The sequence below is a fragment of the Arcticibacter sp. MXS-1 genome (assembly GCF_041902385.1).
In the GTDB taxonomy this organism is placed as follows: Bacteria; Bacteroidota; Bacteroidia; order Sphingobacteriales; family Sphingobacteriaceae; genus Arcticibacter.
The window spans coordinates 3265832-3277558 of record NZ_CP169244.1 but is presented as its reverse complement, the minus strand read 5'-3'; the positions used below and the strand labels follow the sequence as shown (position 1 = coordinate 3277558).

At 46.0% G+C, this 11727-nt stretch carries 8 protein-coding genes; all 8 read right to left on the bottom strand.

Annotated features, from left to right (window positions below; all coding sequences use genetic code 11):
• Positions 1-162: 162 nt before the first annotated feature.
• The 8 genes from ACES2C_RS14145 to ACES2C_RS14110 all read right to left on the bottom strand — a co-directional run bounded on the left by ACES2C_RS14145 (position 163) and on the right by ACES2C_RS14110 (position 11486).
• The gene (locus ACES2C_RS14145) at positions 163-1746 is read right to left on the bottom strand and encodes a RagB/SusD family nutrient uptake outer membrane protein (protein ID WP_374163733.1); all 1584 of its coding nucleotides are present in this window, start codon (positions 1744-1746) and stop codon (positions 163-165) included.
• Between the two features lie 11 nt (positions 1747-1757).
• Entirely contained in the window at positions 1758-4979 is a 3222-nt protein-coding gene (locus tag ACES2C_RS14140) for a SusC/RagA family TonB-linked outer membrane protein (RefSeq protein WP_374163732.1), read from the bottom strand.
• 262 nt (positions 4980-5241) lie between these two features.
• Positions 5242-5994, bottom strand: a complete 753-nt coding sequence (locus ACES2C_RS14135; RefSeq protein WP_374163731.1) for an SDR family NAD(P)-dependent oxidoreductase — start codon at positions 5992-5994, stop codon at positions 5242-5244.
• Positions 5995-6004: 10 nt separating this feature from the next.
• Positions 6005-7285: an MFS transporter gene (locus ACES2C_RS14130; protein WP_374163730.1), complete on the bottom strand. Its 1281-nt coding sequence runs from the start codon at positions 7283-7285 to the stop codon at positions 6005-6007.
• A gap of 58 nt (positions 7286-7343) precedes the next feature.
• Positions 7344-8135: an alpha/beta hydrolase fold domain-containing protein gene (locus ACES2C_RS14125; protein ID WP_374163729.1), complete on the bottom strand. Its 792-nt coding sequence runs from the start codon at positions 8133-8135 to the stop codon at positions 7344-7346.
• A gap of 74 nt (positions 8136-8209) precedes the next feature.
• The gene (locus ACES2C_RS14120; RefSeq protein WP_374163728.1) at positions 8210-8542 is read right to left on the bottom strand and encodes a cupin domain-containing protein; all 333 of its coding nucleotides are present in this window, start codon (positions 8540-8542) and stop codon (positions 8210-8212) included.
• 6 nt (positions 8543-8548) lie between these two features.
• Positions 8549-10687: a heparinase II/III family protein gene (locus ACES2C_RS14115; RefSeq protein WP_374163727.1), complete on the bottom strand. Its 2139-nt coding sequence runs from the start codon at positions 10685-10687 to the stop codon at positions 8549-8551.
• A 52-nt stretch (positions 10688-10739) separates the two neighbouring features.
• Entirely contained in the window at positions 10740-11486 is a 747-nt protein-coding gene (locus tag ACES2C_RS14110; protein ID WP_374163726.1) for a FadR/GntR family transcriptional regulator, read from the bottom strand.
• Between the last annotated feature and the right edge of the window lie 241 nt (positions 11487-11727).

Below are 11727 nucleotides of genomic sequence, written 5' to 3'. Positions count from 1 at the left end.
CCTGACACCTCTGTGATGCCTTTTCTGCTAACGCTTCCCACCTTGGCTCTTTACCAAAGCAACTTAGCAGCGGTTTGATACCTGTTCCTGTAAGCCGATACCGATGGACCTACCATCATCATTCAAACAGCACCGATTTGCTGCGCAAATCGTTCATGGCGCTCAGTATCCAGGATTCTGAGGGATCCTTTGTTGATCGTTTGTATCTATTTCCCGCTGCGGTATGGGTAGCAAAATTCTCTCTGGTGTAAGATTGGCTTTGAGGGCGTCAAGTGTAATCACCGGCCTGTACCTTCTGTAATGTACCTGATATTCATTTTCAAAATAGGCGCTGATGACAGGGAGAAGCTGCCCTGTTCTTATCAGATCGAAAAACCGTTGATTTTCGAATGCCAATTCTAACCGTCTCTCATTAAGGAGAGCGTTAAGAAACGCTTCGGCTGTCTGAATTGAAGAGCTTCCGTCAGCAGGATACTTGTAGAACGTAGTGGCGAAGTTACCACCGTCATAATTAATGGCACCGGCTCTGGCCCTGATCATGTTGATCAACCCAACAGACTGGCCCGAAGGTCCGTCGAAGCCCATAGCTTCCGCTTTCATTAACAGAACATCTGCAAAACGGATCACCGGGAAATCATTCTCTGCATCATTTTCCACCTGAACCTGCGAAATGAATTTCTGAATATAAGGCCTCCCTGCATAGGAATTGATATTAACAGATTTTCTCTGATCTGAAGCACCGGATGAAGGTGTTTTATAGGCTGCCGCAAGATTATCTGTTGGAGTGTTGTAGCCCAGGCCATCTCCGTTTACTACGGCATTTCCACTGCTGTTTGGAGCAAAGGTATTAGCCATGAAGTTCCCCATGCCTAATCCACCTGCTTTAAATCTTACGGCAAATAAAATCTCCTTATTCATCTCGTTGTCAATAGAAAACACGCGGCTGTAATTCTGCTCTAATCCATATCCGCTATGGTCGATGATATCGTTCAGTAAAGGCAGTGCATTTGCAGGCTGTTGCAAGGTGAGATACACTTTCGCAAGCAGTGCTTTTGCAGCCCAGGCATTCGCCGTTCCAAGTGATGCAGAAGGGATTGAGCCATACGGGGCCGGTGAGAGATTGTCTTTCGCCGCAGTCAGGTCTGCAATAATTAATTTGTACACGTCAGCTACAGACGAACGGCCAACTTGCTTTGCTTCCTGCGGGATCACAGGCTCTGTAATCAGGAAAACATCGCCGAACAGTCTTACCAGATTAAAATAATGATAGGCGCGAAGAAACAGAGCATGACCGGCCAAACCGGCCTTTTCTTCGTCCGTCACCTCAGCGCTTCCCTTCTTAAACGTTATTTCGCCGTTTTCGTAGGCGACTCCAAGGCTCTGCAGTACATAATTAATACTTCTGATGTTGCGGTAAACGCTGATCCAGTAGTTATAAATCTGCTGATGCTGTGAACTCTGGGTATACATGTCGAAAGCGTTGAGCTCCACCCGCTGGACGGCAGTACTCGTGGCAGAATTCTGCCTGGAGTTATCAGTCCTTTGCTCTGTAAGCATCCACTCGGTCACCAGCGGCTCACGAAGTCCTGCGTAACAGCCTGTCAGCGCAGTTTGCACTTCCCTGGCATTGCGATAAAACTTATCGACGCCGACATTGGACACAGGTTCAACATCAAGAACCTTATTACAGGACGCCATCCCAATAACAAACATCCCGGCTATGGCTATATATTTCAAATTTCTCATTGCAAATCTCCTTAAAAAGTAAAGTCCAGACCAAACGTGAATGTGCGGGTGACCGGGAAAGCGCCTCTCTGATAACCCGATGTCAGAGGAGAGGTATATTGGTTACTTGTTACTCTTGCTTCCGGATTAATCCCGCGGTATGAACCTCCTGTTATCAGCAGCAGATTGTCGCCCGAAGCATATAACCTTAAAGTATTCACCTTTACGCGTCTGAGTATCTTCGCAGGAAATGAATATCCTATTATCACATTCCTCAAAGAAGCATAGGAGGCATTCTCCATGACGTAATCCGTGAGCATCCAGTCGGCACCCACATTATTGTATGGGGTCCGTCCGTCGCCTGGATTCGCGGGACTAATCCATCTGTTCTTTGTATAGTTGGTATTCAGCCTCTTCGTTTCTGTGTAAAACGCATCTCCGTTTATCAGGCTACCTCCCTGCACGCCCTGAATAAGGATACTCAGGTCGAAGCCGCGATATTTAAATGTGTTAGTCATCCCCCAGGTAAAATCGGGGAAAGGTGTACCTAAAACAGTGCGGTCACTTTCATCAATCTTATTATCTCCGTTCAGATCTTTAACCCTAATCCCGCCGGGGCTAAAGTAATTCTGGATAACAGAAGTGGCGCCGCTGTTCTTAGCCTGATCGATGTCTGCCTGCGAGTTCCACACACCGTCGGCTTTGTAGCCGAAGAATTGAATGGAGGGTTGTCCTACTATAGCAGCATAAAGCTCATTACGCTCGCCGTAAGTGTACTGGAACGGTTCCCCACCAAGTTTTTGAAGCTTATTGCGGTTTGCCGCGAAATTGATATTGGTACTCCATTTGAAATTCTTGGAGTTAATATTATTCGACGTCAGATCTATTTCAACTCCTGTATTCCTCACCTTCCCTGCGTTGTTCCAGAAGGTATTGGACCCGGAAAACGACATGGTCCCCTGCTGTAGGAGCAAACGATCGGTTTCAGAGCGATAGGCTTCCATTGAAAGGGAGATCCTGTCTCTGAATAGCCCAAGATCCAGACCTGTGTTGAATTCAAAAGTGCGCTCCCATGTAATCCTGGCATTCTTAAGTACCTCTTCAGTCGGGGCAAGGCCAAGATTCAGCAATCCGGTGCCTCCTCCGAAAGAATAGTTAGCAGGATAAAGGAGGTTGACATAAGCGAAATCCTGGATGCGGTTGTTGCCGGTGGCTCCATAACTGGCCCTTAGCTTCAGGTTGCTCAGCCATTGCGACGCAGGCTTCATAAAAGGCTCAGCATTCACCCGCCAGCCGGCAGAAACGGAAGGGAACCAACCCCATTGATGAGGTTTTTTGAAATAGGTACTTCCGTCAGTCCTCAGGCTCGAAGAAAAGAGATATTTTCCCTTATAATCGTAAGTAATACGTCCCAGATAGGAAAGTAGTCCTACAGGCACTCTGCTGGTATATGTTCCCGGCTGATCTATTTGGGCAGCCTGGCTGAGCGTTTCGAAATCGTCTGTAGGAAAATTCCGCGCCAGAATATTAGAAATATCATTAGTAGTTTTCTGGGCCGTAAAGCCAAGCAAACCTGTGAAATTGTGATTGCCTATCTGTTGATTATAATTTAAAGTGTTTTCCCATAAAAGGTCAATCACTTTACTGGTATTTTGCTCTCCCGAGCCAACATCTCCGTCGCTTTTGGCATTACTTCTTGTAAGTGTCAAGTCCTCCCGCTGGTTATAATATCCGCTGAAAGCCGTTTTCAGAGTGAGGTTCTTAAGAAGTTTGTAACTAAGGTCGCCTCCTCCCATAACGCGGTAATTCTTAGAATTCCGCTCAATCCTCGAAGCTATAGAAAGAGGGCTGTTGCTGTTGGTCCCCCAGGGAATCAGCTTTTCGTCACTCTGCCAGAAAGAGCCGTCGGGCATATATCCCGAATAGAACATATTGGCAAAATGTCTCGCCTGCGCCCAGTCTCCCGGCTTAACTGAAGCCCACTGAGGATTCTGCCCTATGAAAGCTGCGGTAAAATCGGAATGCTTCACCGGAAGGAAAGAATAAGTACGATAATAGTCAGTAAAATTAGCACCCGGGCGCTCAAGGTTGGAATATGTAGGGTTAAGATTAACGGACATGCTCAGCTTGCTGCTGAGATTTGCGTCAAGCTTAATTTTAAAATTACCTTTATTATTTTCACTGAATTTCATGATCCCCTGATCACGCTGCACGTTTCCTGAAACATAATAGCGCAGGTCTTTATTCCCTCCCGAGGCATTTAATTGGATGTTGTAAATGCCCGCGTTATGAAGGCCTTGCTCCTGCCAGTCGGTTGGTCCTCCTGCTATCTGGCTTTCCACGATATAAGCAGCGCGTTCGTTATCAGTAATGAGGTTGTAGTTAGCGGGACTCACCGAAGGATCGTTTTCGCGAAGTGCAGCCTCTGCAAACAAGAGCTTTGTGTAATCAGAAATAGTCATTATCGGGTTAAGCTCATAAGCCTCTTTAAATCCATAATAACTTTTTACAGCATATCTGGGCTTATTGGCAGTTCCCTTCTTAGTTGTAATGATGATTACCCCATTGGCGCCGCGTGACCCATAAATTGCGGAGGAAGCAGCGTCTTTAAGCACCTCGATTGATTCTACATCGTAGGGATTGACAAAAGCCAGACCATCCGGAACGGGATGTCCGTCCACTACTACAAGAGGGGATGAATTGGCGCTTATCGAGCTCAATCCCCTAACTCTGACGGTCGGGGCGGCGCCTGCTTCTGATGTGGTATTCTGAACCGAAACCCCGGCCATCTTTCCGATAAGGGCATTATCCAGGCGGGCAGTCGGAATCTCATCCAGGTTCTCATTCTTCAGTTTGGTGACCGATCCCGTAAGATGCGACTTTCTCACGGTACCATATCCTACCACCACTACTTCATCTAATGTCTTTACGTCCTCTTCCAGTCCGACGTCAATTTTTTTGCGCCCCTTCACAGCAACCTCGCTGCTCTTATATCCCATAAAAGAAAAGACAAGAGTACCGTCAGAAGGAACGCCTCTTAGGGTGTACTTACCCGTGGCATCGCTCGATCCTCCTGTCTTTGTGCCTTTTATCAGCACACTTACCCCTGGCAGACTTTCTCCTTTGGTATCGGTTACTACCCCCGTAACAGTAATGTTCTGCGCCGCGGCACTAAGGCTCCAAAAAAGAATAACTCCACAGACTGCGGCAGAGCTGACGCTCCTGCACAGTGCTAATAGCTTTTGTCGAATCATTTCTAAAATTCAGTTATTGGTTATTCAATGATCTATATGTATATATTCTTGCTGGCTAGTATGAAAAGCAGCTGGCTGACAGACGGAAACGGCTTGCCTTATCCCGGCAACTCCTGCTCTCCGGGTGTCTGTAATATCTTAATGTGGTTATGGGCAACTCCTGCTTATGCAGGAACTATTTCGTTTATTTAGATTAGCCTTTCAATACTGAAGCCTTTCAGGCTAACGCCTGCATAGCAGTTATGCAGGCGTTATTTATTGGTTAAGAGAACGCGAGACCGCCGTTGATATCAATATTGGTTCCTGTGAGGAAACTTGATTTACCAGAGGCCAGGTAAGCCACCACATCGGCAACTTCCTGAGCTTCCCCCTCTCTTCTTAAAGGTGTTGCGTTCTGGATATTTGCCCTGATCTGAGGTGTACTGTGAACATCATGGAAAGTGGTTGCAATAACGCCGGGAGCCAACGCATTGACCCTGATACCCTGAGGACCGAGCTCTTTAGCGAGCGAGCGGGTATAAGTCATCACTGCACCCTTGGCAGTGGCGTATGCACTCGCACCGGGGCCTCCGCCGTCACGCGCGGCCAGTGAAGAAAAGTTAATAATTGAAGAGCCTGCAGGCATAAACGGAACGATTGCCTTGCATACCAGGAAAACTGATTTCAGGTTGAGATCCATCAGAAAATCCCAGAACTCTTCTTCCATTTCAACAAGCTTCTTTCTGCCGACCAGTCCTCCGGCAACATTCACGAGAACATGGATCTCTTCGCCGAAAGCTTCACGAGCCTTTTCTGCAAGAAGATTTGCATCCGCCGCCTTGGTCATATCTCCGTATACCAGCACTGCTTCTCCCCCTTCATTTTTAATCATTTCCAGTGTTTCGATCGCTTTTTCTTCCTGATCGAAATAGTTGATCACCACTTTAGCTCCCTGACGGGCTAACTCGCATGATACCGCCCGGCCGATATCTCTGGCACCACCGGTAACAACTGCAACTTTGTTTTTTAAATGCATTTTAGTAATATTAATTTAGTTTTTTCGAACTCATAAATTTGACTGACAGCCATGTAACGGGTACAAGTACTGCTGCCAGAACGAAAAACGACACGTAGCTTGTCCTCGTAATCACCGGCACCGCCCATGTCGTAAAGAGCGTGCCCACTACTGCTGCTGTTCCTCCCATACCTGCTACGGTCCCCACGTTTTTACCATTGAAATAATCACTGGGTAAAGTCTGAAGGTTCCCGATCAGGAATTGAAATCCAAAGAGAGTGATTCCAATCAGGCACATAGCGAGCATCGGTTGCTCTTTAAGCGAGCTTAAATAAAACAGGATCGCAAGCAGGGCGCCCAGCATGAGGACACAACCTACTGTCACCGCACTCTTTCTGGCTTTCTCCGGCTCCACGCCGTTCTTTACCAGCCTCGACGAGTAAAACCCACCGCTTAAACTTCCTATAGCAGCAAACAGGTAAGGAACCCAGGTAAACGCACCGATTTGCTTGATATCGAACAGAAACTGCTCTTTCAAAAAAGTAGGTAACCAGGTAACAAACAGCCACCATACCGGATCTATAAAGAAGCGACCAAGAATAATACCCCATGTACTTCTGATCTTTAACAGTTCAGACCAGGTGAGCACGGGAGCATTCAATGCAGCATCAGGCGATGCTACCTCGCATGACAGGATATGTTCCTTTTCTTCCTTCGTGATCCAGGGGTGTTTGTCGGGATTGGCTTTGTTCACCACTAACCAGGGGATCACCCAGATCAGCCCCAGTCCTCCGATCAAGAGGAACGTCGCTTTCCAGCCAAAGGCAATAAAAAGCAGTGCGATGACAGGTGCCGAGACGACGGATCCTAAAGATGCTCCGGCACCGAAAATACCCTGTGCTATAGCCCTCTCTTTTGCGGGAAACCATTCTGCGTTGCTCTTGGTTGCTCCTGGCCAGTTACCAGCCTCAAAAAAGCCTAGAAAGAAACGGAAAATGTTGAAGGAAAAAAGCGAACGGGCAAGTGCGTGCAAGGCGATCGAAATACTCCATCCCGCTATTGATACGGCCATGCCCAGCCGCGTCCCGATAGAGTCCATCAGCTTTCCTGTGAACGTCTGCCCCAGCGCATAAGCCAGCATAAAGAAAGTTGTGATCAGAGCAAGCGTACTTTTACTATCGATATCCGCTATACCAAATTCATGATATATATAGGGCCACATAATATTGATGGCACTCCTGTCGATATAATTGATCACTGTCGCCAGTCCGATCAGCAGGATAATATACCACCTTAAACCTTTGAGCTTCATATCGGCACGAATTATTTATGAATCCCAAGCCCTTTAAGGAACTCCATGATACGGGCATTTACTTCTGAATTTTTTCTTTCGGGAACTTGCCGTGCAAGCCCCCTTCAACTGTCATAAACTCGGTTTTAACTCCAGCTTCCTGCAACTTCTTGTGGAGTTCTACCGACTGCTGATATGGAACAGTGGGATCTGCATCCCCGTGTACAATGAATGTAGGAGGGCTTGTTTTCTTTACATAAGTGATTGGAGAAACAGAGGCGATAAAAGCTTTATCTTTTGCTTTTTCTCCCAGCCACCATGTTGCTGATTTGCTTGTAATGTTAGGGCCATATGACCAGTCGTTAACATCGGCAATACCGTATTTATCTATAATGGCAGCGACCTTGATATTCTCCACCCCTTTACAATTGGTATCGAAAATGTGGTTATTCTCCAAAAGTCCCCCCATAAGAGCCAGGTGACCACCAGCAGATCCGCCCATTATGACAATTCTGTTAACATCAATATTTAACTCTTTCGCATTTTTAATCAGGTAAATAAGAGCACAACGGGTGTCTTCTATAGCCGCAGGAGCCGGTGCTACCTGAACAAGGCGATAAGCGATATTTGCTACCGCATATCCTTTTTTAAACCAAGTATTGAAGCCGGTCTGCGACTCTTTTGATCCTTTATTCCATCCGCCTCCGTGAATGTTGATGACAACAGGAGAAGGTCCTTTTTCTTTGGAAGGAAGATAAAGGTCCATCTTTCCATCCCATCCGTTGACACTTGTGTAAACAACGTTTAACTTTGAGCTATATCCTTCCGGGTATTCAACCGGTTTGAACCCGGAATCCTGGGCTTTTGCCATAAAAACGAGGCATAGCAAACAACAGGTCGTTATAAAAATCCTTTTCATTTAATTAATTTTATGAGGTTATTTTTTTAAAAATCTTCGCGGTGGGGGCTGAAGACGTCAATCAGAAGGCCTGCCTCTACACACAAACAGCCATGAACCACATGAGGAGGGATATAATACCCGTCGCCTTTCTTCAAGATCTTCTTTTCGTCACCAATGGACATTTCGAACACGCCGCTTTCCACATAGGTTACCTGGCTGTGATAATGCTGATGTAAGACGCCTACAGCGCCTGCCTCAAATTTTGCTTTCACCAGCATAATCTGATCATCATATCCATAGATTTGCCTTTGTATTCCTTCTCCTGCTTTCTCCCAGGCGATATCCTGTTCAATCTGAAATAAACTGCTCTTTATCATGATTAATTATTTTGTTAATTGAATAAAATTGCTCTTATCGTTATAGTGAATGTCAATCCGATATCTCTTGCCCTTTACATCGAAGGAAAAGCTGGTTTGCTGTTTGCCGGAGCTGAGAAGCTTAAGTGATGACACCGAACTCGCGGCACCAGATGTGGTTTCGACTACAGGATCTACTTTTCCGTGACTCTCAGTCAGGGATATAAAGGTTTGATCACTGACCGAGGGCTGCGACAGAATGAAAGCCTTTCCGCCGAAGAGGTTCATATTGGGGTCATTAGCACCAATGGTTGCAAGCTGAACATTCAAGGCTGAACTTCCGCAAAAATGTGTGGTATAGAAACGCAGGTTATTCATTACAGTGATGTAACCGGCAGCACCGGGAACAGAGTCAGTACTGTTCAGCCATAAGTGCTGATAACCGTATTTCTCTCCGGCCGGCTTCAATCCTTTAGTATCAGGATTTATCTTAAAAGAGGCATCGGTAATATATCCGTTATACCAGAACGGAAGGTCATACTGATGCTGTACGGCGGATTCAGCTTTAAAAACGTCAACGAGCAGGGCCTTTGACAATTCAGGAACGCGCACAAGAGCGGAAGTCCGGGTCAGCGATACTCCCTTCCAGGCATTTTCCTCTTTCGCACTGATCACCTGAATGTCTCCTTCGCCTCTGAAATAAAGCACCTCAGGATGATATTGCTGAGCTACATCTGCATTGGCCTTGAATGCAGACGTTTTGTCTACAGTAATTGTATTATGAGCAACAGTTTGCTTCGCCCATGTTCTATTTTCCGGGAGGTATTCTCCCCCGTTTTTCGATTCAATGTTAATGAAGCGTGCGGCTCCGTAGTCTGAAAATACTTCAGACCCATTGTCGTAGTAAAGGATATTCAAACGGTCGAAATGCCCGTGCCCCATTCCCTGCGAAGCGGCTTTAAACACCAGGCATTGCTGATCCTGATTTGTGCCAGAACGAAGCACCCCGAGTCCTCCTTCATTTCCTGCCGGCCCGTCGCTTATAAAAAGAGATTTATAGTTAAAGGGCTTTGTTTTTCCTTCAGCGATATCTTTCGCTACTTTCAGTCCGGCATCCGATACCACCACCCTGCCTTGCCTTTGCGCCACATCGAGAAGATCTTCTCCCCCGCCCATCTCGGCATAAGCCAGGTCGACGCCATAAACCAGCTCTCCTGATTCAACCGTCTTGTTCTTAATCGCATCATTAATAGGGAAGAAAGCGCCGTTTGTATAGCTGCTTTGAAGTGACGTATTAATCGCCTTGCGCAGAATATTATTTCTGTAATTATAGATACTGAGCGCTGGCTGATACTGATTAATGGCCTTCGCAAAAATCACAAAGGGCAATAGGGCATATCTTTGATAGTAGGGACCTTCCGTGTAGTATCCATCCGGCGAAAACAGTTGATCAAGCTGCGCCAGGTAACCCGACTTACCCGACTTATCAGAGCCCTTCAAAGCAATTTCCACGTAGTCCGGTTTATTTAATACGTATCCGGTTAATCCCACCGCGGCGACAGCCCAGGTGCCATGGTTATGTATCCTGTTAAATGTCTCTGCAGAGCTTTGGGTGATGAACCGGACGACGGGAACAAAAAGTTTATTCTCAATGGTTTTCCTGTCACCTGGCGCTATGGCGTCATAAACCAGGTCGTATCCCTGAATCACATTCACCTGCCATACGCAGTCATTCAGTATCTGCCAGAAAATCCGTCCCGTCTGATTACTGATTTTACTTTTAGGATGCTTAAGCGGCCATTTTTCATATTGAGCGGCATAACCAAGCAGCATGTCTTTGACGTAAGCTGCATATTTGGCTTCTCCTGTTATCTGATAGGCGACACCACAGGCCAGAATATTTTGGTAGTTCTTTTTATGTTGCTCATGAGAAGGGCCTCCGCCACCATCCTGAGGAACGGGTATATAGATTTTTCCCTGCAAAGCCTTGTCTGCGTCTGCCTTCATCTGTTCAAACGATTTCTGCAGCAGAGGGTATTTGGTGCACCCTTCCCTCACACCCGCGATATTGTCTTTCGTGAGCATGATGTTCGGATGCTTTTGGGCATGAAGCAGAGAAATGTTAATGCAAAAGAATACAAGTACCACTTTTTTTAAGTAGTTCATTTCGTCAATATTTTAGTTTAACTGGCTTTCTTAACTTACCTTCAGACCTGGTCTACTCGTTCTTGTGCTCCTTCAGAAGCTGCTTCGCTCCGTAGCCGGCACGGCTAATCTGGAATATCTCGTCTAAGTGGATCGCCATCGCATTTTCTGCTGCAACTGAATCGCCTTCTTCAAGTGCTTTTAGAATGGCACGATGTTCGGGAATGGAAAGGATTCCTCTTTCTTCTCCGCAGACCTTATTCTCATTTATACTCTTGATTAAGTCGGGTACAAGGATCAGCATCATCGATTCAATGACCGGGTTTTTGGTTGATCTGGCGATCTTAATGTGAAATAAAAGATCTTCTTCCACTCCATTTAGCCCTTTGTTAACCTTCGTTTCATACTCGTCGAGGGCTTGCCCCATTGATAAAAGATCCTCTGTCGTCCTTCTTTCTGCTGCAACACGTACAGCTGTCAATTCCAGATAATAACGAGCTTCAATAAGAGCGTTAAAATCGTCCTTATTGAAATTAATGACGTCAGTAAGAAGATTATCGAGAATATTAATGCTCAAGCCGGACACGTAGGTCCCACTCTGAGGACTTGTCCTCAAGAGCCCGTAAAATTCGAGTTTTAAAATAGCTTCGCGGACATAGCTACGCCCCACGCCGAATTTCTCTGCAAGAGAGCGCTCTGCGGGAAGTCTGTCTCCTGGTTTCAACTGACCAGAGACTATCAGCTGTTTAAGCTGTCTAATAATCTTATCGACCGGAGATTCTACCTCTATTGCTTTGATGGTATCTATAAAAGGATTCATTGGTTGACCAATTATTGGTTGACCAAAAATAGACAAAAGATTTAGAAGTGCAAAAAGTTGTGAAAATAAAAATACGATGTTGCTGGCAGACCCTCGACATTTGTCTGAGTCGCTTCATTATATGGCTAAGTAAAGTTAACAGGTCAACCTCAGGTCTTCAGACAAACAAGAAGAAGTCAGATTTTATCAAGGCGCACATATGGTGTATGCCCAAACTCACAGGATTTCCAGATACTGATCC

What these genes read in the sequence shown, in the direction of transcription:
- ACES2C_RS14145 (WP_374163733.1), bottom strand. Translation starts at nt 1,746, where the DNA reads ATGAGAAATTTGAAATATATAGCCATAGCCGGGATGTTTGTTATTGGG.
- ACES2C_RS14140 (WP_374163732.1), bottom strand. Translation starts at nt 4,979, where the DNA reads ATGATTCGACAAAAGCTATTAGCACTGTGCAGGAGCGTCAGCTCTGCC.
- ACES2C_RS14135 (WP_374163731.1), bottom strand. Translation starts at nt 5,994, where the DNA reads ATGCATTTAAAAAACAAAGTTGCAGTTGTTACCGGTGGTGCCAGAGAT.
- ACES2C_RS14130 (WP_374163730.1), bottom strand. Translation starts at nt 7,285, where the DNA reads ATGAAGCTCAAAGGTTTAAGGTGGTATATTATCCTGCTGATCGGACTG.
- ACES2C_RS14125 (WP_374163729.1), bottom strand. Translation starts at nt 8,135, where the DNA reads ATGGCAAAAGCCCAGGATTCCGGGTTCAAACCGGTTGAATACCCGGAA.
- ACES2C_RS14120 (WP_374163728.1), bottom strand. Translation starts at nt 8,542, where the DNA reads ATGATAAAGAGCAGTTTATTTCAGATTGAACAGGATATCGCCTGGGAG.
- ACES2C_RS14115 (WP_374163727.1), bottom strand. Translation starts at nt 10,687, where the DNA reads ATGAACTACTTAAAAAAAGTGGTACTTGTATTCTTTTGCATTAACATT.
- ACES2C_RS14110 (WP_374163726.1), bottom strand. Translation starts at nt 11,486, where the DNA reads ATGAATCCTTTTATAGATACCATCAAAGCAATAGAGGTAGAATCTCCG.